The sequence below is a fragment of the Achromobacter sp. 1014246743 genome, assembly GCF_059760725.1.
Genome location: NZ_JCBANA010000041.1, coordinates 20,737 through 43,670, shown reverse-complemented (window position 1 = coordinate 43,670; position 22,934 = coordinate 20,737). Strand labels below are relative to the sequence as shown.

Here is a 22,934-nt window from a genome sequence, read left to right as displayed (position 1 = left end):
GAGAATTACATGTCCGCTATCGATACCGCCAGCCTCGTCGTGGCCCAGGCAGCCCCCGAAGGCAACGCGCTGATGGGCATGCTGCCCATCATCCTGATGTTCGTGATCCTCTACTTCCTGATGATCCGTCCCCAGATGAAGCGCCAGAAGGAACACCGCAATCTGATCGCCGCCCTCGCCAAGGGCGACGAAGTCGTCACCGCCGGCGGCATGCTGGGCAAGGTCACCAAGGTGAACGACAGCTACGTTACCGTCGAAGTGTCCGAACTGGCCGACAAGCCGGTCGAGATCATCATGCAGAAGTCGTCGGTCTCGACCGTTCTGCCCAAGGGAACCATCAAGGCCCTGTAAGCGTCCCATAGGAGCGCCGCCGGGCCCCAGGGTTCGGCGGCGCCGCTCCGCCGCCCGCCGCGCCCGTCGCCCGGGCGGCCCTTTCATCACTCTTACATGAAGTAGCCGGCAATGAACCGCTATCCCCTCTGGAAGTACATTACGGTCCTGATTGCGGTCTTTATTGGCCTGCTCTATACGCTTCCCAATTTCTACGGCGAGTCCCCCGCCGTCCAGGTTTCCAGCGCCAAGGCCACCATCAAGGTGGATACGGCCATGCTGAGCCGGGTCGAGCAGGTACTTGCCGATGCCAAGATCCCCAACGAAGGGGTGTACTACGAACAGAATGGCACGCTCGGCACCGTGCGCGCCCGCTTCACGTCGACCGACCTGCAACTGCAGGCGCGCGACCTGATCGACAAGTCCCTCAATACCATCCCGGGCGACCCCCACTACACCGTGGCGCTGAACCTGTTGCCCGCGTCGCCCACCTGGATGCGCGCGATGGGCTGGTTCGCCCCCAAGCCCATGTACCTGGGCCTGGACCTGCGCGGCGGCGTGCACTTCCTGCTGCAAGTGGACATGCAGGGCGCCCTGACCGCCCGCTACGATTCCCTGGCCGCCGACGTGCGCTCGGTGCTGCGCGACCAGAAGGTCAACGTGGCCGGCGTCGAACGCTCGGGCATGGGCGTGGCCGCCACCTTCGCCAACTCGCAGGACCGCGACCGCGCCATCTCGACGCTGCGCACCCGCCTGCCTGACCTGGAATTCACCGAAAGCGAAGAAAACGGCAAGCTGCTGCTGCTCGGCGCGCTGAACCCGGCCGCGGTCACCCGCGTGCAGGACTCGGCCCTGAAGCAGAACATCAACACGCTGCACAACCGGATCAACGAACTGGGCGTGGCCGAACCGGTCATCCAGCAACAGGGTTCGGACCGCATCGTGGTGCAGCTGCCCGGCGTGCAGGACGTGGCCAAGGCCAAGGAACTGCTGGGCCGCACCGCCACGCTGGAAATCCGCATGGTCGACGACTCCCCCGCCGCGCAAGCCGCGCTGCTGGGCGGCTCGGTGCCCTTCGGCCTGGAACGCTATTCCGACCGTGACGGTCGCCCCATCCTGGTGCGCCGCCAGGTCATCCTGACCGGTGAAAACCTGCAGGATGCCCAGCCCGGCCGCGACTCGCAGACCCAGCAGGCCGCCGTGCACCTGACGCTCGATTCCAAGGGCGCCCGCATCTTCCGCGACGTCACCCGCGACAACATCAACAAGCGCATGGCCATCCTGCTGTTCGAGAACGGCAAGGGCGAAGTCGTGACGGCCCCGGTCATCCGCAGCGAAATCGCCGGCGGCCAGGTGCAGATCTCGGGCAGCATGAGCTCGGAAGAAGCCGCCGACACTGCCCTGCTGCTGCGCGCCGGCGCGCTGGCCGCACCGATGTCGATCATCGAAGAACGCACCATCGGCCCGAGCCTGGGCGCCGACAACATCTCGAAGGGCTTCCATTCGACGCTGTACGGCTTCCTGGCCATCGCCGTCTTCATCATCCTCTACTACCACCTGTTCGGCGTGTTCTCCACCGTCGGCCTGACCCTGAACGTGCTGCTGCTGCTGGCCCTGCTCTCGATGCTGCAGGCCACGCTGACGCTGCCGGGCATCGCGGCTATCGCGCTGACACTGGGCATGGCCATCGACTCGAACGTGCTGATCAACGAGCGGATACGGGAAGAACTGCGCGCCGGGGCGTCGCCACAACAGGCGATCCACCAAGGGTTCGAACGCGCGTGGGGCACCATTCTCGACTCCAACCTCACCACGCTGATTGTCGGCCTGGCCCTGCTGGCATTCGGTTCCGGTCCCATCCGCGGCTTCGCGGTGGTGCATTGCCTGGGCATCCTGACCTCGATGTTCTCGTCCGTCGTGGGCGTGCGCGCGCTGGCCAACCTCTGGTATGGCCGCAAGAAGAAGCTCACGTCGATTTCCATCGGCGAAGTCTGGAAGCCGAAGACCAACTGAACATGAGTGCGGGCGGCCACGCCGCCCGCCACCGACAAGCCAGGGCAAAAAATGGAATTTTTCCGGATTCACCGCACCATCCCGTTCATGCGCCACGCGCTGGTGCTGAACATCATCAGCCTCGTCACCTTCGTGGCGGCGGTCTTCTTCATTCTCACGCGCGGCTTTCACCTGTCGATCGAATTCACCGGCGGCACGGTCATGGAAGTCAACTACGCCCAGACGGCGCAGCTTGAAAACGTACGCGGCGTGGTCTCCAAGCTGGGCTACACCGACTTCCAGGTGCAGAACTTCGGCACCTCGCACGACGTCATGATCCGCCTGCCCCTGCAGGAAGGCCAGACGTCCGCCACCCAGAGCGAAACCGTCATGGCCGCCCTGAAGACCGCGGACCAGGGCGTGGAATTGCGCCGGGTCGAGTTCGTGGGCCCGCAGGTGGGCCAGGAACTGCTGCACAACGGCCTGATGGCGCTGCTGGTCGTGGTCATCGGCATCATGGTGTACCTGGGCTTTCGCTTCGAATGGAAGTTCGCCGTCGCCGGCGTGATCGCCAACCTGCACGACGTGGTGATCATCCTGGGCTTCTTCGCCTTTTTCCAGTGGGAATTCTCGCTGTCGGTGCTGGCGGGCGTGCTGGCGGTGCTGGGCTACTCGGTGAACGAATCCGTGGTCATCATGGACCGGATCCGCGAGAACTTCCGCAAGTACCGCAAGGCGGACGTGCACGAGGTCATCAACAGCGCCATCACGCAGACCATCTCGCGCACCATCATCACCCACGGCTCGACCCAGATGATGGTGCTGGCCATGCTGTTCTTCGGCGGCCCCACCCTGCACTACTTCGCCATGGCCCTGACCATCGGCATCTGGTTCGGCATCTACTCGTCGGTGTTCGTCGCCGCCGCGCTGGCCATGTGGATGGGCGTCAAGCGCGAAGACCTGGTCAAGCCGGTCAAGAAAGAAGGCGAAGAAGGCGAAACCGCCTGATCTTTCGCCCTCGCCAGAAAAACCCGTCGCATTGCGGCGGGTTTTTTTATTTCACCACGACTGACGTAGCCGGGATGATGCAGAGAATGCCCCCTGATGACACGAGGGAAAGGACATTCCTACGCACCCACCGGTGTTCCCTTCTGCGCTTCGTCGAGCAGCCATTGACCAAAGGCTTGTATTGGCGCTCTGCTCAATCCGATGGGCTCGGGGAGGATGAGGCAGAAGGTCTTGGAAGTGGTTTTCCCCTCTGGCCAGGGGGCGACCAGGTTTCCTCGCGCCAGTTCGGTTTCAACGTAGAGGCGCGGCACTAGCGCAACACCGAGGCCGGCCAACGCGGCTTCTATCAACATTCCGTGAAGATCGTAGCGTGCACCCATTGCAGGATGGGTCAACGGGATTCCCGTCTCCTGGGAGTAGTGTTGCCACGCTTCAGGATTCTGTCGTCGGTGCAGGCGCGGTAATTCGTCCAGTGCGGCGGATCGTTCGTGCCCTGCCAGCAGTCCAGGATGGCAAACCGGAACCAGCACTTCATGCAAAAGGGGCTGAGTTCGCATGCCCGCCCAAGCTGGATGCTCGAAATGGATTGCAGCATCGAATCCGCTCCCAGCCAGGACGAAGGGGTCCATGCGCTCGGCCAAATGCACAGTGATGTTCGGGTGCTTTTGCTGGAATCGTGCCAAGCGAGGGATGAGCCATCGCATCGCGAAAGTCGGGATGGTGGCGATGTCCAGGCTCGCGCCGTCGTTCGGCTGCCCCATCAGGTACTGACTGTCCCGATCCAGGCGGTCAAGCGATTCGCGAACTTGGGCCGCGTAGCGCTCCCCGTTGGGCAGGAGTCGGACACGATTGCCGACACGCTCGAACAGCGTGACGCCGAGGAAGGCTTCCAGCCGACCGATCTGGCGACTGATGGCTCCTTCAGTCAGAGACAGTTCCTCTGCCGCGCGCGCGAAGCTGCCATGGCGCGCAGCTGCCTCGAATGCCGTCAGTGCCGTGCTGCTGGGGATCTTCTTTCGCATGAACATTCCTGGTTGGACGCGAGCGTTCGGTTTAGCTTGATTTTTTATCACTGAAGAATACCGAAAAATCGCTTTATCCACTAAATACCAAGCCCTACCATGATCAAACATCAACCAATAGGACCGAACGCGCGAGCGTTTCGGTGATGAGTGATCCCATGATCTATACCGTCGAGTGCAGCTATGCCGACCCAGCCAGCGAAGCAGCGTGGAATGATTTCTACAGCCAGGACAAACTGCCCGCGCTCATTTCAGTAAGCGGGTTCCATACCTCGCAGCGATTCAAGGCGTTGAACGCTGGTTGCCCCGTCTACCTTGCCATGCATTCGATCGACGGCCTGGCTGTCCTGCAGGGCGATGAGTACCGCCAGAGGGGCGGCGGCAACTTCGCACGCTGGCAGCAGAACATTACCGATTGGCACCGAAATCTTTACGGCGGCCTTGAACGTGCGCCTGCCATCGGCGAAGGCGACCATCTCATGGTGAGCGCAGTCGGCCCCGAGCCACTCATCGAAATGGGACTCACGCCTGCGCAGATCTGGGCCGTCGCATTGGAGAAGTGTCCTGAAAACAGGTGGCTGGCGAAGCTGGATAGCTCCATCAGTCTTGGTGCAGATACCCTTCCAAAGGGCGTGCACCGCTATGCCCCGATGACCGCGCAGTTGACGAATGGCAGGGGCGCAGTGCCGCAAACGCAAGGGCAAATCCGACATGCCTAACCTGACGATCTTCATCCAGGCGGAAATGATGCCGCGCGAAGCGAATCTGGCGGAGCTCACTGAAGAATGCACTCGGCTTTGCACGGACGTCCTCCAGGCAGCGTTGGACAACGTGCATGTCATCTATGTCTGCGCTCGCCAAGGACGCGGGCATCCTGCTTATGTGGAAATCAGGTACCGCCGAGAGCCATTCAGAACGCCCTCGGTCATGAACGCCTTCACGGCGGGATTGGATGAGGCCGTGACGCGCCATACCGGGCTCACGGCGCGCATCCGTTGCTTCGGCTATTCGCCCCCCGCCATCTATGCGCGGAACTGACGACGCGCAAGGAGTGCCGCAATGAACGACATGAAATTTCCAAGCCAGCAGATCGGCGAGTTTTCGATTACCGCCATCAGTGACGGATACCTTTGCGCAAGTCTGGATCTTCTCTCCAACATCGATCCTGCGCAGGCGTCCAGGTTGCAGCAGGACGCCGGCGTGAGCGCCCCCTCCTCGATCCACATCAACTGTTACCTGGTCCGTGGAATGGGCCGCACGATCCTCATCGATGCGGGGGCGGGCGGTTTCAAGCAGTGGGGCGGCAAGCTAAAGGCGAATCTCGCGCTTGCTGGCGTGCAACCCGCTGACATTGACACCATTCTTCTGACCCATGCACATCCCGACCATGTTGGGGGGCTGCTTGACTCGTCAGGGCAAGCAGCCTTTCCCGATGCAGAGTTGGTCGTCCACCAGCGTGAGGTTTCTTTCTGGGAGGACGATGGCAATCTCGGTCGAGCGAGTGAGCGTGCGCGTGGCAACTTTCTGTTTGCTCGGAAGGTGTTCGATCGGTATCGGGAGAAGACACGCACGTTTACCGCTAGCGACGTGCTCCCTGGCATTCGTGCGGTGCCCCTTCTGGGGCACACCGCAGGACACTCCGGGTATCGCCTCGATTCCAATGGTCGCAGCCTGCTGGTCTGGGGGGATATCGTTCATTTCCCCCACATCCAGATTGCTCGTCCCGACGTCTCCATCGCGTTCGACCAAGATCCGCTTCTTTCCGCCGAAACACGGTCAAAGATGTTGGATTTTGTCAGCTCGGACAAGATCCTCGTCGCCGGCATGCACCTTGGCGAACTCGGATTCGGGCACATCAAGCGCAAAGGTACGCGCTACGAGATTTTCTATGAGGCTTAGCAGCCGGTAGAGATCTTCTGGACCAGCCAGCAGTGGGAAATGAGATCAACGATCCCACGGCGCTGGCTGCCAGCGATCAAACAGAAAGTATGCCTTTCGTCATCTACATCTTCACGCTATGCGCGTTCGCCCTCGGCTTTACCGAGTTCGTCACGATCGGCCTGGTGTCCACCATTTCCGCGGATCTGCATGCCAGCGTCAGCCAGGTCGGCACGGCGGTCACGGCCTATGCGCTGGGCGCAGTGATTGGTGCGCCGGGTCTGACCGCACTGGCGATCCGCTGGCCGCGCAAGCGGCTACTGCTGGTGGCAATGGGGCTGTTCACGCTGGGCAACGCAGTCGTCAGCCTGTCCGACGCACTGACGCCCATGCTGATGGCACGTTTCGCCTCGGGCCTGGGCCATGGGGTATTTCTCGCCGTAGCCTCCAGCGTGGCAACCCAACTGGCGGGGCGGCATCGGCGCCGTCGTTGCCGTGGATGGTGCTGATGACGGGCCTGCTGGGTTCGCTGCTGGGCGGCGTCAGTCTGGAAATGACGGGCCTGGCCAATACCGCTGGGTCGGTGCGATGGCCGTGGGACTGGGAATCGCCTGGCTGCTCTGGCAGATGCAGCGTCCCGCGTTCCTGGGCGCAGGACTTCATGGCTAGGTGAATGAGGGGGCCTGACCGGAACAGAAGTCATGCCGAACGTCGGTACGCTGAATGTCTTGTACGATCTTGGCTTGAATGATGCGACCGCGCTAACCGCCAAGGCAGACTTCCCCCGCCCCGCTGCAGAGGTATGGATGCGCCGGGATTCGATACCATAGGCGTCCATGAAACCCGTCATTGATCATCTTGTCGTCGCTGCCGCCGACCTGGCCAGCGGCACGCGCTACGTGGCCGACCTGCTGGGCATCACGCCCACGGGCGGCGGAGCGCATCCGCGCATGGGCACCCATAACCGGGTGCTGGGCATGGCCGACGGCGTATACCTGGAAGTGATCGCCATTGATCCGGACGCACCCGCGCCCGAGCGGCCCCGCTGGTTTGGGCTGGACCAGCCCGCCATGCGCGCACGCCTGGCCGAAGGCCCCTTCCTGGCGCACTGGGCCGCGCGCATCCAGGCGCCCGATGACCTGACCGATTGGCAAGCTCGTCATCCGGACCGCCTCGCGCCCGCCATTGCCATGACGCGCGGCGACCTGCGTTGGCGGCTCACAGTGCCTGACGACGGCAGCCTGCCGGCCTGGCGCGAAAACGGCCTGGCCGCCGGCGACGGCCTTCTGCCCACCCTGATCCAATGGGACGTGAATGCCTATCCCGCCGTCAGCCTGCCGCGCCAGCCGCTCACGCTGCGATCGCTTACCGGCACTCATCCGCGCGCAGCGCTGCTGCGCCAAGGGCTGGCGTGGCTGGGCGCGGATCATCTGATCACTGTCGAGCAGGCCGACGGTCCGCCGCGCCTTGCCGCCACGATCGACACGGCCCTGGGTACGAAAACCCTGACCTGAACACGACCGAAGCTACGGCCTGACGCCGCCACGGCCCGATTGAACGGGCTTGAGGCCGACCGCCAGCCTCGATTACACGAAGCCCCCCCGGAGACACCCCATGACCGCCCCCATCAAGCGCTTTGACGACGAACCCTACCTGCAGCACTGCGAGGCCACGGTCACCGCCGTCACCCCCGAAGGCATCGAACTGGACCAGACCGTCTGCTACGCCCGCAGCGGCGGCCAGGCCGGCGACAGCGGCACGCTGACCTTGCCGGACGGCCAGGTGCTGGCGCTGGCCGACACGGTCTACGCCGATGATCGCAGCCGCATCCTGCACGTGCCCGTCGAAGGCGGCGCACAGCCGCAAGTGGGCGACCGCGTCACCGTCGCCATCGACTGGGCGCGCCGCCACAAGCTGATGCGCCTGCATACCTGTCTGCATTTGCTGGGGTCGCTGGTGCCGGCGCCCGTCACCGGCTGCAGCATCTCGCCCGACTCGGCACGCATCGACTTCGACCTGCCCGAATCCACGCTGGACAAGACCGACCTGACCGAACGCCTGAACGCGCTGATCAACGCCCGCACCGACGTGGCCGTCAACGCCATCACGTCCGAGGAACTGGCCGCCCAGCCCGACCTGGTGCGCACGGTGGGCGCCGCCCCGCCCGCCGGCACCGCCCGCATCCGCATCATCGAGATCCCCGGCGTGGACCGCCAGCCTTGCGGCGGCACGCACGTGGCCAACACGGGCGAAATCGGCCCCATCACGGTAACCAAGATCGAAAAGAAAAGCCGCACCAACCGGCGCGTGGTCGTGGCATTCGCCTAGGCTTTTTTCCACCAGCGCCACGGCGCGCGCAGCGGCCACTGGTAGCGGCTGCTCAGGATGCGCGGGGCCAGCAGGTGCCCGACGGCGATGGCGATGCCGGCGGCGGTCATGACGTCGGACAGGTAGTGGTCCAGGTTGACCAGGCGGCTGACGGCGACCAGCGCTCCCAGCGACAGGAACGCCCAGCGCCAGCGCGGCGCCAGGATGCCCAGCACCACGGCCACGGCAAAGGCCGCGTAGGTGTGGCTGGACGGAAAGGAATTGAACTGCTGGGCGCGCGAGAACGACTCGCCCAGCCCGTAGATGCCTTTTTCGAAGAACAGCTCGGGCCGGGCCCGCGCCACCGAGCGCTTGAGGATCAGCACGATCAGCCCGCCCACCGCCATGGTGGACAGCATCAGCAGGCTGCCGCGCGCCATGCTGGCAAAGCTCATGCGCACCGGGTTGCGCCAGCCGCGCGCCAGGCCGACCAGGCCCACGATATAGAACGCCAGCGCCACGCCGATGTAGCGGCCGCTTTCGCCCAGTTCGCCGATCCATTCGAACGATTGGTTGACGCCGTCGCTGACCGACTGCCGGATCCAGATCGCCAGCGGCAGGTCGATCCACAGGGCGCTGGCACCGGAGGCCAGCGCCAGCAACAGGCCCGCGGCCAACCACGCGCGGGTAGACAGCGGATTGCGGAATTCGTCCGCCGCGGCAGCCGGGGCAGCGGCCGCAGGCGCACCCACGGGAGGCATGAGAGGGTTCGGCGTCATCGGACCGGAGGCGTAAAGATAATTATTATCGGAAAGGGAATCGGCGAAGGCCAGCTATCGTAACGGCCCCGGGTGACCAATCCAAGAAGGAAATTTGCAGCAAGGGGTAAAATTCCGCCTTTCCCTTCTTCAGCCCCCGGGATCTACACCCGTCACGGCGACCAACATGCAAGAAACTTCCCTCAAGCGCGCGCACGCCGCGCCCGACGGCGCCCCCGCCGCCGCCCTGTCCCCCGATGCCGCCAGCGGCGCGCCCCGCAAGCTGTACATCCGCACCTTCGGCTGCCAGATGAACGAGTACGACTCGGACAAGATGGCCGACGTGCTGCGCGGCGACCAGGGGCTGGAACTGACCGACAACCCGGAAGACGCCGACGTCATCCTGTTCAACACCTGTTCGGTACGCGAAAAGGCCCAGGAAAAGGTCTTCTCCGATCTGGGCCGCGTGCAGCACCTGAAAAAGACCAATCCGAACCTGGTGATCGGCGTGGGCGGCTGTGTGGCCAGCCAGGAAGGCGAGGCCATCGTCAAGCGCGCGCCCTATGTGGACGTGGTGTTCGGCCCGCAGACCCTGCACCGCCTGCCCGACCTGATCAAGCGCCGCCGCGAACAAGGCCGTTCGCAGGTCGACATCAGCTTCCCGGAAATCGAGAAGTTCGACAACATGTCGCCCCCGCGCGTCGACGGCGCCACCGCCTTCGTGTCCATCATGGAAGGCTGTAGCAAGTACTGCAGCTTCTGCGTCGTGCCCTACACGCGCGGCGAAGAAGTCTCGCGCCCGTTCGACGACGTGCTGATCGAAGTGGCCGACCTGGCCGACCAGGGCGTCAAGGAAGTGACGCTGCTGGGCCAGAACGTTAACGCCTACCGCGGCCGCATGGCCGACAGCGACGAGATCGCCGATTTCGCCATGCTGCTGGAATACGTGCACGAGATCCCCGGCATCGAACGCATCCGCTACACGACCTCGCACCCCAAGGAAATGACCCAGCGCATGGTGGACGCCTACGCCCGCCTGCCCAAGCTGGTGTCGTTCTTGCACCTGCCGGTGCAGGCCGGCAGCGACCGCGTGCTGGCGGCCATGAAGCGCGGCTACACCACGCTGGAATTCAAATCGGTGGTGCGGCGCCTGCGCGCGGCGCGCCCCGACCTCACGCTGTCGTCGGACTTCATCGTCGGCTTCCCGGGCGAGACCGAGGAAGACTTCGAAAAGACCATGAAGCTGATCGAGGACGTGGGCTTTGATACCTCGTTCTCGTTCGTCTACTCGCGCCGTCCCGGCACGCCGGCGGCCGACCTGCACGACGACACGCCGCAAGACGTGAAGCTGCGCCGCCTGCAGCGCCTGCAGGCGCTGATCAACGAGCAGGCGGCCACCATCGCCCGCAACATGGTCGGCACGCGCCAGCGCCTGCTGGTCGAAGGCCCCTCGCGCCGCGATCCCAACGAACTGATGGGCCGCACCGAGAACAACCGCATCGTCAATTTCGCCGCGCCCGCGCGGCTCATCGGACAAATGGTCGACGTCATCATCACCGAAGCGCACACCAATTCGCTGCGCGCCCGGGTGGCTGACGTCGACCGCGATCCCCAAGAGGCCGAATGACCACTTCCCGCCCCCGCGCCCGCCGCAGCATGCCCGCCATCGTCACCCTGGACGGCGACAACACCCACCTGGCCAATCTGTGCGGCCCGCTGGACGAAAACCTGCGCCAACTGGCCGACGGCATGGGCGTGAAGCTGTCGCGCCGCGGCAGCCGCGTCACCATCGAAGGCGAACGCGCCGAGCTGGCCGGACGCGTCCTGCGGCGCTTTCACGAGCAGGCCGTGCACCGCGCCCTGTCGGTCGACGACATCCAGCTGGGGCTGGTCGAAATCGGCGTGGGCCGCCAGGAAGACAAGCTGCAGGAATCGCCGGCCCACGAGGCCGACCCGCTGCCCGCGCTGGACGACGAAAGCGACGGCATCGCCCTGCGCACCAAGCGCAGCGACCTGCGCCCGCGCACGCCGCGCCAGCGCGACTACCTGAACAACATCCTCAAGCACGACATCACCTTCGGCGTGGGGCCGGCCGGCACCGGCAAGACCTGGCTGGCGGTGGCCTGCGCCATCGACGCGATGGAACGCGACACCGTGCAGCGCCTCGTGCTGACGCGCCCGGCGGTCGAGGCTGGCGAACGCCTGGGTTTCCTGCCCGGCGACCTGGCGCAGAAGGTCGACCCCTACCTGCGCCCGCTGTACGACGCGCTGTACGACCTGATGGGCTTTGAAAAGGTGCAGCGCCTGTTCGAGAAGCAGACCATCGAGATCGCGCCGCTGGCCTACATGCGCGGCCGCACGCTGAACCACGCCTTCGTCATCCTGGACGAGGCGCAGAACACCACGCCGGAACAGATGAAAATGTTCCTGACCCGCATCGGCTTCGGCAGCAAGGCCGTCATCACCGGCGACCCCTCGCAGGTGGACCTGCCACGCGGGCAGGACAGCGGCCTGGCGCACGCGGTCAAGGTGCTGCATGACGTACAGGGCATCGCCACCACCCGTTTCACCAGCCGGGACGTGGTGCGCCACCCCCTGGTGGCCCGCATCGTCGACGCCTACGACCGCGCTTCCGAAAATGACGCCTGAGCTGTCCCTTTCCGTCCAGTACGGGGTCGAAGAACCCCGCCTGCCCCGCTGGCGCCTGCGCCGCTGGGCCGAGCGGGCGCTGGCCGCCGCAGCCGAAGACGGCCTGGTCCAGTTCTCGGCCGCCGAACTCAGCCTGCGGCTGGTGGGCGCCGCCGAGGGCCGCCGCCTGAATCGCGATTTCCGCCAGCGCGACTACGCCACCAACGTGCTGACGTTCGAGTACGGCGTGGACCCGCTGGGCGTGGCGCGTGGCGATATCGTGATGTGCGTGCCGGTGCTGGTGCGCGAGGCCCGTGAACAGCGCAAGGCGCTGCTGGACCACGCCGCCCACCTGACCCTGCACGGCGTGCTGCATTCGCTGGGCTACGACCACATCAAGGCGCGCGATGCCCGCCGCATGGAAGCGCTGGAAACCGCCACGCTGGCCCGCATGGGCATCGCCGATCCCTATCTGCCCGTCTGATTCCGCGGCCTGGGGTCAACCCTGACAAATCGGCGCGAAATGGCGTCCTACAAGGCGCAGATCGCGTCGGTTACCCCTATTTTCGAGGCTCGCGTTACAAATCGGACACCAGATTCGGTTATGCTGGCCCCTCCATAACTTGTCCTCCCGGACGATGTCTGACCCTTACCCTGCTCCCGAAGCGACGCCTGTTCGCTCAGCCAAACCCGCCACCAAATCCCTTCTAGACCGCCTGCTTTCCCTTGTGCGCCGCGAGCCCGAGGACCGTGAAGGCATCAAGGCCATCCTGGAAGCCGCCCACGACCGCAACCTGCTGGACGCGGAGTCCTACAAGATGATCAAGGGCGCGCTGGCCGTGTCCGAGGGCACCGTCGGCGACATCATGGTTCCGCGTTCGCGCATGGACCTGCTCGACGTCACGCAGCCCATCCCTTACCTGGTGGCCTCGGTGATCGAAACCGCGCATTCGCGGTTCCCCGTGTACGAAGGCGACCGCGACAACATCATCGGCATCCTGCTGGCCAAAGACCTGCTGCGCTGCATGCTGGAACCCGGCATCGAAGTGCGCACGCTGGTGCGCCCGGCCGTGTTCATTCCCGAATCCAAGCGCCTGAACGTGCTGCTGCACGAGTTTCGCGCCAGCCGCAACCACCAGGCCATCGTCATCGACGAGCACGGCGGCATCTCCGGCCTGGTCACGATGGAAGACGTGCTCGAACAGATCGTCGGGGACATCGAAGACGAATTCGACGAAACCGAAGAAGACTCGATCTTCCCCGAGGGCGAAAACCAGTGGCGCGTGCTTGCCGCTACCGACATCTCGCACTTCAACGAGGTGTTCGGCTGCCAACTGCCCGACGATGAATACGACAGCGTCGGCGGCTGGATGGGCGGCCAACTGGGCCGCATCCCGCGCCGTGGCGACACCGCCGAATTCGACGGCCTGAAGCTGGAAGTGGCCCGCGGCGACGCGCGCCGCGCCATCTGGCTGCGCGTCAAGCGCAACGCCGCCGCGCACAACGCCTCCCCCGCCGACAACGCATGACCCGCAGCACTCGCAGCCGGCTCCTGCGCGGCGCCGCCGGCCTGACGCTGGCGGGCGCCGTCCATGCCCTGACCTTCGCACCCGGCCCGCTGCCCGATTGGGCGTTGGCCATCACGCAGATCCTGGCGCTGGCGATAGCCGCCCGCGTCACCCTGTACGCCCCGACGGCCCGCCAGGCCTGGACGCGCGGCTGGTGGTTCAGCTTCGTGACGTACGCGCTGGGCCTGTACTGGATCTTCATCAGCCTGCACCGCTACGGCGACCTGGCCGCGCCGTTGGCCGTAGCCGCCGTGCTGGCGTTGTCGGCCTTCCTGGCGCTGTTTCCCGCCACGGCCGGCGCGCTGGCGCGCCGCTATGTGCCGCTGGCACACGATTCCACGCCTGCGCGTGTGCTGTCCGGCACGCTGGCCTGGGGCGCGCTATGGGCCGGCTTCGAATGGGTCCGCGCGGTGCTGCTCACCGGCTTTCCGTGGCTGAATATCGGCTATGCCCAGGTCGACAGCCCCATCGCCGGCTGGGCGCCGCTGCTGGGCGTGCACGGCATGGCGTTCGTGTCGGCGTTCGCCGCCGCCGCCATCGCCAGCCTGTGGCGTCAGGCGAGCGACCGCAAGCAGGCCCGCGACGGCCGCCGTGCGCTGGCCGCCGGCGTGGCGCTGGCGCTGGTGGCCGCGGGCTGGCCGCTGTCGCGCATCGATTGGTCCGCCCCCAGCGGCGAGCCGCTGAACGTGCGCCTGGTCCAGGGCAACATCGGGCAATCGCAGAAATTCGACCCCGCGCTGCTGGATCAAAGCATCCGGCGCCACCTGGAACTGGCGGCCTTGCCGCCCGCGCCGGGCGTGCCCGCGCCGCAGATGATCATCCTGCCGGAAACGGTGATGCCGGTCTTCCAGGACCAGCTCGATCCTCGCATCTGGGACGTCTGGCGGCAGGTGGCGGCGCGGCAGAACGCCGTGATCGCGATGGGCGTGCCGGTGCACGACGTGGTAGCCGGCCGTGACCGCTACACCAACAGCGTGCTGGGCTTTGACGGCCAGACGCCGGCCACGCAGCTGGTGGGCGGCGCCACCGCCATGCGCTACGACAAGCGCCATCTGGTGCCCTGGGGCGAATACGTGCCGCCGGGCTTTCACTGGTTCGTCGACATGCTGAACATCCCGCTGGGCGACTTCGACCGCGGCCCCGCGCGCCAGACCCCATTCGCCGTGGGGGGGCAGCACATCGCCTTCAACATCTGCTACGAAGACCTGTTCGGCCCCGACCTGCTGCCCGCGCTGCAGCCGGGTCCCAACGGTGAACCGGGCGCGACCATCCTGGTCAACGTCAGCAACCTGGGCTGGTTCGGTGATTCCTGGGCCTTGCGCCAGCACTTGCAGATCGGACGCCTGCGCACCCTCGAAACCGCCCGCCCCATGCTGACCGCCACCAACACCGGCATTACCGCGGCCATCGACGCCAAGGGCCATGTCGCGGCCCAGTTGGCACCGTTGCAGCCGGGCGTGCTGCCGGTCGTGGTGCAGGGCATGGCGGGGCTGACGCCTTACGCGCGCTTTGGCGACAAGTCGGCGCTGGCGCTGATCGGCCTGGCGCTGATCGCCGCCTTCGGCAGCGGCCGCCGCACGCGGCGCGCCTGACGCCACCGCGGCGTTCGTCCGTCTTCGCTGACAGGCCCGGCACCGCCCGGGCCCAGCGCGCCCTTCACGCAAACAGATTGGCCGGCAAGGCGCCGCTGTCGTCTTCCGGACGCAGCGGCCCGAAGCCCGCGCCGGTCAGTTCGATGGCATTGGCGATACGCGCCATGTCGTCGGTATCCAGTTCCAGTTCGGCGGCCCCCACCACGCCATCGACCTGCGCCGCGCTGCGCGCCCCGACGATGGCGCCCGTGACGCCCGGCCACGCCAGCGTCCAGGCGATGGCCACGGCAGCCTGCGTGGCGCCGTGGCGTTCGGCAATGGGCTTCAAGGCTTCGGCCAGGGCCAGGTTGCGCGACAGATTGGGCGCCTTGAACTCGGCGTTGCGCGAACGCCAATCGTCCTGGCGCAGGGCCTGTGCGCGCTCGGCGGTGAAGCCGCCGCTGAGCAATCCCGATTGCATCGGGCTGTAGACGATGACGCCGGTGCCGTTCTGCGCGCACCAGGGAATCACGTCGGCGGCGGCGCCGCGCTGGATGGCGGAAAACGGCGGTTGCAGCGAATCCACGTGGCCCAGCGCTTCTGCGTCCTGCAATTGCGCCAGGTTGTGGTTCGACAAGCCCACCGCGCGCACCTTGCCCGCCTGCTTGAGGTCGAGCAGTTCCTGCCAATAGGCTTCGAGCGGCGTGCCGTCGCCGGCCGGCCAGTGCATCTGGTAGAGATCGATGCGCTCGACGCCCAGGCGGCGCAGCGAGCCTTCGATTTCGCGACGGATGCTGGCCGGCGCACCGTTGCGGCGCGGCGTCGCCTGGCGCTGGTCGGCGGACCACGTCAGGCCGCACTTGGTGAACACATAGGGCCGTTCGCCCGGGCTCATCTGCGCCAGCGCGCGCCCCACGATTTCCTCGGAATGCCCCAGCCCGTAGACCGCGGCGGTATCGATCCAGTTGATGCCGCGGTCGACCGCCAGGCGGATGGCCGCGATCGAATCCGTGTCGTCCTGCGGCCCCCAGCCGATCGCCCAATCATTGCCGCCCATGGCCCATGCGCCCAACCCGATGCGGGTGATGGACATGTCGCTGCGCCCCAACGGACGCGTCGGAAAAGAAGTCGTTGTGCTCATGCGAAAAAAATCTCCTGCCGGCAAGACATCATGGCGGGCCGGACACCGCTGGCCCCTGGCATCCACGATAGCACTCAGCCAAGCCGTTGATTTTCCGGCGATCCTGTCGGCGAGCGCCGGCTTTTCCGAACGCGGCGGGCAAGCGCTGATGCGCATGGTTCGGGGCCTCGCGGGCGTTCATGCGTCCCCTTGAATCAAAAAACCCCTCAACTTTTTCATTTTTTGCATCACACTGACTTGCACACCCAATTTAGTTCGTGCATAATCTCGTTTCTTCGCCAACGGCACTAAATAAAACCGGCAACGAACCACGAAAAACGGCACTGAAAAGCGCCAGAAATCGTGAAAACGTTGAAGGATTTTAGAGCCGGTTGTGACCAGGGGGTATAGCTCAGCTGGGAGAGCGCTTGCATGGCATGCAAGAGGTCAGCGGTTCGATCCCGCTTACCTCCACCAGTCCAAAGCGAAGAAGTTTGTGCAGGTCCAAGTCCCCTTCGTCTAGAGGCCTAGGACATCACCCTTTCACGGTGAGTACAGGGGTTCGAATCCCCTAGGGGACGCCAGTCTTACTGGCAGCAGTATGTGAATGCAGTTGAAGTGTCACAGTAGTTGAGTATGCCGCTGCGGAGCGGTAGTTCAGTTGGTTAGAATACCGGCCTGTCACGCCGGGGGTCGCGGGTTCGAGTCCCGTCCGCTCCGCCAAGTTTGCTCTACGCAGTGCCGTTCAAGAGCTCCGTTCCGGGAGCTTTTTGCATTTATAAGGTGTAAGCCTTGTTGTTTGAAAGTGGAAACAGCAGGGACTTCTGGGGGGTATAGCTCAGCTGGGAGAGCGCTTGCATGGCATGCAAGAGGTCAGCGGTTCGATCCCGCTTACCTCCACCAGTAAAGCAGTTCGCAGTACAGTAGTTCCGTTCAGGTCCCCTTCGTCTAGAGGCCTAGGACATCACCCTTTCACGGTGAGTACAGGGGTTCGAATCCCCTAGGGGACGCCAGTTCGCTCTGGCATGTTTGACCAAGCTGCCTGACAAGCAGTGTGTTGCGCAAGTCGAGTACGCCGCTGCGGAGCGGTAGTTCAGTTGGTTAGAATACCGGCCTGTCACGCCGGGGGTCGCGGGTTCGAGCCCCGTCCGCTCCGCCAAGCACTTTGTGCTTGTCTCGCATCGCGAGACCCAGTTGTTCCGCAGGGGTACCCCTGCAATGCGCCAGAAGGCGCCCGCCAAAAGCTCCGGATTCCGGAGCTTTTTTGTTTGCTGCGGCCGATGGCCCTGCACCCTTTCCCTTGTGTGTCTCGTCCGTTTATCCTCTGGACAGGCTGGCCTTGCCAACGCATCCTGTGCGCTTGTGCCAGCCAAGCAAAGAGGCTTACGTGACCGCAAGCAATGCCGCTCCTCACGCGCACCGCCAACACCTGCAACGCATCATCGCAGGCCTGAACGAAGGCATCATCCTGATCGAGCCCGACGGCGCCATCGCCTGGGCCAACGACAGCGCCCTGACGCTGCACGGCGTCGACACCCTGCAAGGCCTGGGCCAGACGCCCGCCGGCTACCGCAAACGCTTCGCGCTGACCTACCGCAATCATCACCGCGTACCCGCCCGGCACTATCCGCTGGACCGCCTGGCCGCAGCCGACCCGTTCGACGACCTGCAATTGGACCTGACGCGCAGGGACGACGCCGATTTCCTGCGCAACATCCGGGCGCGCGGCCTCTTGCTCGAAGGCGACGGCAGCGACTATCGCGTACTGATCCTGGACGACCAGACCGGGCAGTTCAATGCCGAACAGCGCTTCGAACGCACCTTCGGCGCCAACCCGGCCCCGGCCCTGATCTGCCGGCTGTCCGACCTGCGTTACGTGAAAGTGAACCAGGGTTTCCTGGACATGACCGGCCTGACCCGCGATGCGGTGCTGGGCAAGTCCGCCTACGAACTGGACGTGCTCGACGGCGGCGACAACAAGGACGACGCGGTGGCCAAGCTGAATGCGGGCCTGACCATCACCCAGCGCGAAGGCGTGCTGAGGCTCACCGACGGCGGCGCCAAGTTCGTCATCGTGGCTGGCCAGCCGATCGACATGCATGACGAGCCCTGCATGCTGTTCACCTTCATCGACCTGGAAAAGCGCAAGCGCGCCGAAGAGGCGCTGCAACAGAGCGAAGAGCGCTTTTCCAAGGCGTTCCGCCTGGCGCCCGTGCCCATGGCGCTGTGCGAAGGCGAGTCGCTGCGCGCACTGGACATCAACGACGCCTTTGCCCTGGTCACCGGCACATCCTCCGCGGACGCCGCCGGCCAGGAACTGACGGCGCTGGGGCTGCGCCCCTTCGAAGGCATGGCCGAGAGCCTGGCCCGCGGCGAAAGCGTGCGCAACCGCGACGCCAAGCTGGTCGCGGCCGATGGCAGCGAACTGGACTGCCTGGTATCGGCCGAGCCAGTCATGATCAGCGACGAGCGCCGCGTGCTGCTGGTGATGCAGGACATCAGCGAGCGCAAGCGCAACGAGACCGAGCTGCTGACCGCGATCGAAGCGGTGATGCAGGACACCTCTTGGTTCAGCCGCGGCATCATCGAAAAGCTGGCGCAGTTGCGAGCGCCTGCCCCCGCCGCCCGCGACGTGGCCGAACTGGCGCAATTGACCTCGCGCGAACGCGAGGTGCTCAGCCTGCTGTGCCAGGGGCTCGATGACGACGGCATTGCCAAGCATCTGCGGCTGTCACGCAATACGGTGCGCAATCACGTGGCGACCATCTACAGCAAGATCGGCGTGCACCGGCGCAGCGCGGCCATCGTCTGGGCGCGCGACCGCGGCATTACCGGCTACGAAAAGCCCCGCCCGCGGAGCAAAGCGGGCAAGGCCTGAGCCCATTCAGCCAGAACTTACAAATTGAATCAAAATAATCGAGGGGTGCGCCTGCGCGAAGATGCCGCCGCGTTCGCGCCGGCACCCCCGCAAAAAGCGCCATCCCCATCAAAAACGGGGCGAACGCTCTGCTAAAAAACAGAACCGACGCCAGATTGCGCAAACCCTGCGCAGCTTCTTACGATCCGCCGATCAAGCCGCCGTCCCCCGGCGAGCGGCGCGATCCCCGCAAGCCCCTCTGGAGAGTCCGTTCATGCAGACCGCCTACGTCCCCGTTCCCAAGCCGTCCAAGACGCTGCCCCCGCCCGCCTGGAGCCGCGAGGCCGTGATGGCGCTCTACGCGCTGCCGTTCATGGACCTGGTGCACCGCGCACAACAGACGCACCGCGCCCACTTCGACCCGAACGGCATCCAGCTGTCCAGCCTGCTGTCGATCAAGACCGGCGGCTGTCCCGAAGATTGCGGCTACTGCTCGCAGTCCTCGCGCTACGACACGGGCCTGGAAGCGGAAAAGCTGATGCCGCTTGACGAGGTGCTGGCCGCGGCTCGCGCCGCGCAGGCCGGCGGCGCACAGCGCTTCTGCATGGGCGCCGCCTGGCGCAGCCCCAAGCCGCACCACCTGGAAGCCGTGGCGGAGATGGTCAGCGCGGTCAAGGCGCTGGGCCTGGAAACCTGCGTCACGCTGGGCATGCTGCGCGAAGGCCAGGCCGAACAGCTCAAGGACGCGGGGTTGGACTACTACAACCACAACCTGGACACGTCGCCGGAGTTCTACGGCAAGATCGTCACCACCCGCACCTACCAGGACCGCCTGGACACGCTGGAACGCGTGCGCGGCGCAGGCATCAACGTCTGCTGCGGCGGCATCGTCGGCATGGGCGAGTCGCGCCAGGAGCGCGCCGGCCTGATCGCGCAGTTGGCCAACATGGAGCCCTACCCCGAGTCGGTGCCGATCAACAATCTGATGCGGGTCGAAGGCACGCCGCTGGCCGACGTCGAGGCGCTTGACCCGTTCGAGTTCGTGCGCACCATCGCGGTGGCGCGCATCACGATGCCGCGCGCCATGGTGCGCCTGTCGGCCGGCCGCGAAGCCATGGACGACGCGATGCAGGCGCTGTGCTTCATGGCAGGCGCCAATTCGATGTTCTACGGCGACGTGCTGCTGACCACGGGCAATCCGCGCATGGAGGCCGACCAGCGCCTGCTGCAACGCCTGGGCATGCGCATCGACGCGGGCACGCATAACCACTCGCACGCGCACCAGGACCTGCACGCGGCCCCTGCCCACACGCATTCCCATGACTGCGCCCACCCCGGCGCGCACGACGCCCCGGCATGCCGCTGACGCCGGGCCTGTTCTACCTGCTGGCCAGCGTGGCCTGCAGCGTCGGCGTGGCCGCGCTGCTCAAGCTGGCGCGGCGCTGGCAGGTGGACGTGCGCCAGGCCGTCCTGGCGAACTACGCCGTGGCCGCCCTGCTCTCCTGGCTGGTGCTGCGGCCCGACCCGGCCGCGTTGCTGACGCCGCAGACGCCGTGGCGGGTGCTGGCGGCACTGGGCATACTGCTGCCCAGCGGCTTCATGGCGATGGCGCTGGCCGTGCGCCACGCCGGCGTGGTGCGCAGCGACGCGGCACAGCGGCTGTCGCTGTTCATTCCGCTGCTGGCGGCGTTCCTGCTGTTCGGCGAGCCCGTCACCGCCCGCAAGCTGGGCGCGATCGCACTGGCGTTCGGCGCGTTGTTCTTCCTGCTGCGCCGGACGACAGCCAGGGCCGACGCACCGGCATCGAGCATGGCCGACCGTCACGCCCTGTGGCTGTGGCCGCTGGCGGTGTGGGTAGCCTATGGCCTGGTGGACATCCTGTTCAAGCAGATGGCGCGCGCCGGCACGGCGTTCGCGGGCGGCCTGCTGTTGGCCTTCACGCTGGCGGGTGTGCTGACGCTGGCCTACCTGCTGTGGCGCCGCGTGGCCTGGGCGCCGCGCCATCTGGTGGCGGGCGTGGCGCTGGGCGGGCTGAACTTCGCCAACATCCTGACCTATATCCGCGCCCACCAGGCGCTGCCCGAGCATCCTGCGCTGGTGTTCGCGTCCATGAACATGGGGGTGATCACGCTGGGCACGCTGGTCGGCGCCCTGGTGTTTCGCGAGCCGCTGAGCCGCTGGAACGGCCTGGGGCTGGCGCTGGCATTGGCGGCCATCGTGCTGATGGCCCCCTGGTGACGTGCGGTGCTGGCGGTCAGGATGCGCTGGAGTGTAGCGGTCCTGGCTGGACCCGCGCCGGGTCCTGAATACCGGCACGGCCCCGCCTGGCTCACGTGCCAGTGCGCTGGCCCCGCGCGGCCTCGGCCTGATCCCGTTCGGCGTCGCTGGCATCCGGCTCCTGCGCAGGCGTCGGCGCGGGGTTCGAGACCACGCCGGCAATCGGAGGCAATGCGGCAGCGGGTTCGACCGGGTCGGCTGCGGGGTCGGCAGCCAGTTCCACGGCAGGTTGCGCTGCCGATTCGCCGGTCCCCGCGTCGGCCGCCGGCTCGGTGATGGGGGGATCGACCGCCCCTGCCCCTTCGACCGGCGCGGCCGCCGCCGACGGATCGGGCTGGACCATTTCGATATTGAGGTCGTTTTCGACGTCGACCCGCGGATCGAGCACCGCGGCGGCGGGCGAGCTTTGCAGCGTGTCCGGCATAGGCACGAAGTGCACCGGGGCCTCGTCGACCTGGTGCGCGCCGGTGACGCGGGTGGGCCGCACCTGCCACACCAGGATCAGGGCGCAGGCGGAGATGAAGACGTAGTACATGCTGGGCCCGGCCAGCGACATCAACAGGCCCGCGATCATGGGGCCGACACAGGCGCCCACGCCGTAGGTCATGAGCAGGACGGCCGACAGGCTGACGCGGCGCTCGGATTCGACGTGGTCGTTGGCAAAGGCGGCGCCCAGGGGGTACAGGGTGAACTGCAGGATGCCGAAGATGCAGGACATGGCCACCAGGGCCCAATACGGCAAGGTCAGCCAGCCCCACATGACGGTGGGCAGCACGACGAGCAACAGGGCGTTGAAGCGGATCAGGCCGGCGCGGTTGATGCGGTCGGACAGCCAGCCCATGGGCCACTGCGACAAGAGACCGGCGGTGACGGCGGCGGCGACGAAGATGGCGGCTTGCGAGGTGGACAGGCCATGCTTGGCGCCGTACACGGCGGCCAGGCCGTAGAAGGCGCCGGACAGGTTGCCGGCCACGAACAGCACGGTCATGGACAGCGGCACGCGCCGCAGGAAGAAGCGGATGTCGAGCGGGGCCGGCAGCGGCGTGGGCGGGTGCGAGCGCGCGGTGACGGCAATGGGCACGAGGCACAGCACCAGGCACATGGCCACCAGGGTGAGGGGCCGCAGGTCGAGCGTGGCATAGGCGGTGAGGGCCAGCTGGCCCAGCACGGTGCCCAGGCCGGACACCACCATGTAGACGGAGAAGACGCGTCCGCGCTGGTGGTTTTCGGTCTGTTCGTTGAGCCAGCTTTCGATGACCATGAATTCGGTCACCATGACGATGCCCGAGATGACGCGGAACACCAGCCACAGCGGCATGGAATCGACCAGCGTCTGGGCCAGGATCATGCTGGTGGCAATGGCCGCACAGGCGACGAAGGCGCGGATGTGGCCGACGCGGATGATGAGTTTGTGCCCCAGCCGGGCGCCGCAAACCAGTCCCAGGTAGTAGCCGGCGATGAGGGTGCCGATCCAGATTTCGCTGACGGACTGCGCAGTGAGCCTCAACCCCATGTAGGTGTTGAAGAGACCGGTGCCGATGAGCATCAGCAAGGTCGCGAAATACAGCGAGGAAAACGAGGAGAGGGTAGCGAGCATGGCGTTGGGCAACCGCTGCTG

21 protein-coding genes and 6 tRNA genes are annotated in these 22,934 nt (G+C 65.8%); 23 read left to right on the top strand and 4 right to left on the bottom strand.

The genetic code is table 11. The features are described 5' to 3' along the window. The first annotated feature begins 9 nt into the window (after positions 1-9). From yajC to secF, 3 genes are all read left to right on the top strand, one after another. Entirely contained in the window at positions 10-351 is a 342-nt protein-coding gene (yajC, locus tag AC6LJ2_RS18115) for a preprotein translocase subunit YajC (RefSeq protein ID WP_006390891.1), read from the top strand. Positions 352-462: 111 nt separating this feature from the next. Further along, complete coding sequence (secD, locus tag AC6LJ2_RS18110; protein ID WP_263911313.1) at positions 463-2,343, top strand: protein translocase subunit SecD; 1,881 nt, start codon at positions 463-465, stop codon at positions 2,341-2,343. A gap of 51 nt (positions 2,344-2,394) precedes the next feature. After that, positions 2,395-3,330: a protein translocase subunit SecF gene (gene secF, locus AC6LJ2_RS18105; protein ID WP_445657305.1), complete on the top strand. Its 936-nt coding sequence runs from the start codon at positions 2,395-2,397 to the stop codon at positions 3,328-3,330. A gap of 119 nt (positions 3,331-3,449) precedes the next feature. Here secF and AC6LJ2_RS18100 read toward each other — a convergent pair whose 3' ends face one another. Beyond that, positions 3,450-4,352, bottom strand: coding sequence for a LysR substrate-binding domain-containing protein (locus AC6LJ2_RS18100; protein ID WP_498151857.1), 903 nt, complete (start codon positions 4,350-4,352; stop codon positions 3,450-3,452). Positions 4,353-4,510: 158 nt separating this feature from the next. Here AC6LJ2_RS18100 and AC6LJ2_RS18095 point away from each other — a divergent pair, with 158 nt between their 5' ends. The 6 genes from AC6LJ2_RS18095 (at position 4,511) to AC6LJ2_RS18070 (ending at position 8,558) form a co-directional block, all read left to right on the top strand. Beyond that, positions 4,511-5,071 (top strand): sugar ABC transporter, encoded by a 561-nt coding sequence (locus AC6LJ2_RS18095; protein ID WP_263911307.1) that lies wholly within the window; start codon positions 4,511-4,513, stop codon positions 5,069-5,071. Further along, on the top strand, positions 5,064-5,390 hold the full coding sequence (locus AC6LJ2_RS18090) for a hypothetical protein (protein ID WP_498151856.1): 327 nt from the start codon (positions 5,064-5,066) through the stop codon (positions 5,388-5,390). The genes AC6LJ2_RS18095 and AC6LJ2_RS18090 overlap by 8 nt, the downstream gene beginning before the upstream one ends. Positions 5,391-5,411: 21 nt before the next feature. Further along, entirely contained in the window at positions 5,412-6,251 is an 840-nt protein-coding gene (locus AC6LJ2_RS18085; RefSeq protein ID WP_263911305.1) for an MBL fold metallo-hydrolase, read from the top strand. An 89-nt stretch (positions 6,252-6,340) separates the two neighbouring features. After that, positions 6,341-6,739 (top strand): MFS transporter, encoded by a 399-nt coding sequence (locus tag AC6LJ2_RS18080; protein WP_498151855.1) that lies wholly within the window; start codon positions 6,341-6,343, stop codon positions 6,737-6,739. 327 nt (positions 6,740-7,066) lie between these two features. Continuing rightward, on the top strand, positions 7,067-7,744 hold the full coding sequence (locus tag AC6LJ2_RS18075; RefSeq protein ID WP_498151854.1) for a VOC family protein: 678 nt from the start codon (positions 7,067-7,069) through the stop codon (positions 7,742-7,744). Positions 7,745-7,844: 100 nt separating this feature from the next. Then, the gene (locus AC6LJ2_RS18070; RefSeq protein WP_498151853.1) at positions 7,845-8,558 is read left to right on the top strand and encodes an alanyl-tRNA editing protein; all 714 of its coding nucleotides are present in this window, start codon (positions 7,845-7,847) and stop codon (positions 8,556-8,558) included. Here AC6LJ2_RS18070 and AC6LJ2_RS18065 read toward each other — a convergent pair. Beyond that, positions 8,555-9,316 carry a phosphatase PAP2 family protein gene (locus AC6LJ2_RS18065; protein ID WP_498151852.1) on the bottom strand — a complete coding sequence of 254 codons (762 nt, stop codon included), beginning with the start codon at positions 9,314-9,316 and terminating at the stop codon, positions 8,555-8,557. The genes AC6LJ2_RS18070 and AC6LJ2_RS18065 overlap by 4 nt on opposite strands. A gap of 166 nt (positions 9,317-9,482) precedes the next feature. Here AC6LJ2_RS18065 and miaB point away from each other — a divergent pair, with 166 nt between their 5' ends. The 5 genes from miaB (at position 9,483) to lnt (ending at position 15,083) form a co-directional block, all read left to right on the top strand. Beyond that, the gene (gene miaB, locus AC6LJ2_RS18060) at positions 9,483-10,922 is read left to right on the top strand and encodes a tRNA (N6-isopentenyl adenosine(37)-C2)-methylthiotransferase MiaB (RefSeq protein WP_498151851.1); all 1,440 of its coding nucleotides are present in this window, start codon (positions 9,483-9,485) and stop codon (positions 10,920-10,922) included. Then, positions 10,919-11,944: a PhoH family protein gene (locus AC6LJ2_RS18055; RefSeq protein ID WP_263911294.1), complete on the top strand. Its 1,026-nt coding sequence runs from the start codon at positions 10,919-10,921 to the stop codon at positions 11,942-11,944. Before miaB ends, AC6LJ2_RS18055 begins: the two co-directional genes overlap by 4 nt. Next, positions 11,934-12,407, top strand: a complete 474-nt coding sequence (ybeY, locus tag AC6LJ2_RS18050; RefSeq protein WP_263911293.1) for an rRNA maturation RNase YbeY — start codon at positions 11,934-11,936, stop codon at positions 12,405-12,407. Before AC6LJ2_RS18055 ends, ybeY begins: the two co-directional genes overlap by 11 nt. Before the next feature lie 154 nt (positions 12,408-12,561). After that, positions 12,562-13,452, top strand: coding sequence for a CorC family transporter (locus tag AC6LJ2_RS18045; RefSeq protein WP_263911291.1), 891 nt, complete (start codon positions 12,562-12,564; stop codon positions 13,450-13,452). Further along, on the top strand, positions 13,449-15,083 hold the full coding sequence (gene lnt, locus AC6LJ2_RS18040) for an apolipoprotein N-acyltransferase (protein ID WP_263911289.1): 1,635 nt from the start codon (positions 13,449-13,451) through the stop codon (positions 15,081-15,083). The genes AC6LJ2_RS18045 and lnt overlap by 4 nt, the downstream gene beginning before the upstream one ends. A gap of 64 nt (positions 15,084-15,147) precedes the next feature. Here the strand turns inward: lnt and AC6LJ2_RS18035 are convergent, their stop codons facing one another. Further along, complete coding sequence (locus AC6LJ2_RS18035; RefSeq protein WP_263911288.1) at positions 15,148-16,203, bottom strand: aldo/keto reductase; 1,056 nt, start codon at positions 16,201-16,203, stop codon at positions 15,148-15,150. A 380-nt stretch (positions 16,204-16,583) separates the two neighbouring features. Between AC6LJ2_RS18035 and AC6LJ2_RS18030 the strand changes: the two genes are divergently transcribed. The 9 genes from AC6LJ2_RS18030 to AC6LJ2_RS17990 all read left to right on the top strand — a co-directional run bounded on the left by AC6LJ2_RS18030 (position 16,584) and on the right by AC6LJ2_RS17990 (position 21,277). Beyond that, positions 16,584-16,659, top strand: a tRNA-Ala gene (locus AC6LJ2_RS18030). A 31-nt stretch (positions 16,660-16,690) separates the two neighbouring features. Then, positions 16,691-16,766, top strand: a tRNA-Glu gene (locus tag AC6LJ2_RS18025). Between the two features lie 62 nt (positions 16,767-16,828). Then, positions 16,829-16,905: transfer RNA gene (locus tag AC6LJ2_RS18020), tRNA-Asp, on the top strand. A 104-nt stretch (positions 16,906-17,009) separates the two neighbouring features. Next, positions 17,010-17,085, top strand: a tRNA-Ala gene (locus AC6LJ2_RS18015). Positions 17,086-17,119: 34 nt separating this feature from the next. Continuing rightward, positions 17,120-17,195: transfer RNA gene (locus AC6LJ2_RS18010), tRNA-Glu, on the top strand. Between the two features lie 69 nt (positions 17,196-17,264). Then, positions 17,265-17,341, top strand: a tRNA-Asp gene (locus tag AC6LJ2_RS18005). Positions 17,342-17,569: 228 nt separating this feature from the next. Continuing rightward, positions 17,570-19,060, top strand: a complete 1,491-nt coding sequence (locus AC6LJ2_RS18000) for a PAS domain S-box protein (protein WP_498151850.1) — start codon at positions 17,570-17,572, stop codon at positions 19,058-19,060. A 253-nt stretch (positions 19,061-19,313) separates the two neighbouring features. Continuing rightward, the gene (bioB, locus tag AC6LJ2_RS17995; RefSeq protein ID WP_263911286.1) at positions 19,314-20,405 is read left to right on the top strand and encodes a biotin synthase BioB; all 1,092 of its coding nucleotides are present in this window, start codon (positions 19,314-19,316) and stop codon (positions 20,403-20,405) included. Beyond that, positions 20,402-21,277: an EamA family transporter gene (locus tag AC6LJ2_RS17990; RefSeq protein WP_263911604.1), complete on the top strand. Its 876-nt coding sequence runs from the start codon at positions 20,402-20,404 to the stop codon at positions 21,275-21,277. The genes bioB and AC6LJ2_RS17990 overlap by 4 nt, the downstream gene beginning before the upstream one ends. A 91-nt stretch (positions 21,278-21,368) precedes the next feature. Here AC6LJ2_RS17990 and AC6LJ2_RS17985 read toward each other — a convergent pair whose 3' ends face one another. Then, a complete protein-coding gene (locus AC6LJ2_RS17985) occupies positions 21,369-22,913 on the bottom strand; it encodes an MFS transporter (RefSeq protein WP_498151849.1) in 1,545 nt (514 codons plus the stop codon). Positions 22,914-22,934 lie beyond the last annotated feature (21 nt).

Bases quoted from the DNA above. Each gene is read 5' to 3' on its own strand.
- yajC (WP_006390891.1), top strand. From the start codon at position 10: ATGTCCGCTATCGATACCGCCAGCCTCGTCGTGGCCCAGGCAGCCCCC.
- secD (WP_263911313.1), top strand. From the start codon at position 463: ATGAACCGCTATCCCCTCTGGAAGTACATTACGGTCCTGATTGCGGTC.
- secF (WP_445657305.1), top strand. From the start codon at position 2,395: ATGGAATTTTTCCGGATTCACCGCACCATCCCGTTCATGCGCCACGCG.
- AC6LJ2_RS18100 (WP_498151857.1), bottom strand. From the start codon at position 4,352: ATGCGAAAGAAGATCCCCAGCAGCACGGCACTGACGGCATTCGAGGCA.
- AC6LJ2_RS18095 (WP_263911307.1), top strand. From the start codon at position 4,511: ATGATCTATACCGTCGAGTGCAGCTATGCCGACCCAGCCAGCGAAGCA.
- AC6LJ2_RS18090 (WP_498151856.1), top strand. From the start codon at position 5,064: ATGCCTAACCTGACGATCTTCATCCAGGCGGAAATGATGCCGCGCGAA.
- AC6LJ2_RS18085 (WP_263911305.1), top strand. From the start codon at position 5,412: ATGAACGACATGAAATTTCCAAGCCAGCAGATCGGCGAGTTTTCGATT.
- AC6LJ2_RS18080 (WP_498151855.1), top strand. From the start codon at position 6,341: ATGCCTTTCGTCATCTACATCTTCACGCTATGCGCGTTCGCCCTCGGC.
- AC6LJ2_RS18075 (WP_498151854.1), top strand. From the start codon at position 7,067: ATGAAACCCGTCATTGATCATCTTGTCGTCGCTGCCGCCGACCTGGCC.
- AC6LJ2_RS18070 (WP_498151853.1), top strand. From the start codon at position 7,845: ATGACCGCCCCCATCAAGCGCTTTGACGACGAACCCTACCTGCAGCAC.
- AC6LJ2_RS18065 (WP_498151852.1), bottom strand. From the start codon at position 9,316: ATGACGCCGAACCCTCTCATGCCTCCCGTGGGTGCGCCTGCGGCCGCT.
- miaB (WP_498151851.1), top strand. From the start codon at position 9,483: ATGCAAGAAACTTCCCTCAAGCGCGCGCACGCCGCGCCCGACGGCGCC.
- AC6LJ2_RS18055 (WP_263911294.1), top strand. From the start codon at position 10,919: ATGACCACTTCCCGCCCCCGCGCCCGCCGCAGCATGCCCGCCATCGTC.
- ybeY (WP_263911293.1), top strand. From the start codon at position 11,934: ATGACGCCTGAGCTGTCCCTTTCCGTCCAGTACGGGGTCGAAGAACCC.
- AC6LJ2_RS18045 (WP_263911291.1), top strand. From the start codon at position 12,562: ATGTCTGACCCTTACCCTGCTCCCGAAGCGACGCCTGTTCGCTCAGCC.
- lnt (WP_263911289.1), top strand. From the start codon at position 13,449: ATGACCCGCAGCACTCGCAGCCGGCTCCTGCGCGGCGCCGCCGGCCTG.
- AC6LJ2_RS18035 (WP_263911288.1), bottom strand. From the start codon at position 16,203: ATGAGCACAACGACTTCTTTTCCGACGCGTCCGTTGGGGCGCAGCGAC.
- bioB (WP_263911286.1), top strand. From the start codon at position 19,314: ATGCAGACCGCCTACGTCCCCGTTCCCAAGCCGTCCAAGACGCTGCCC.
- AC6LJ2_RS17985 (WP_498151849.1), bottom strand. From the start codon at position 22,913: ATGCTCGCTACCCTCTCCTCGTTTTCCTCGCTGTATTTCGCGACCTTG.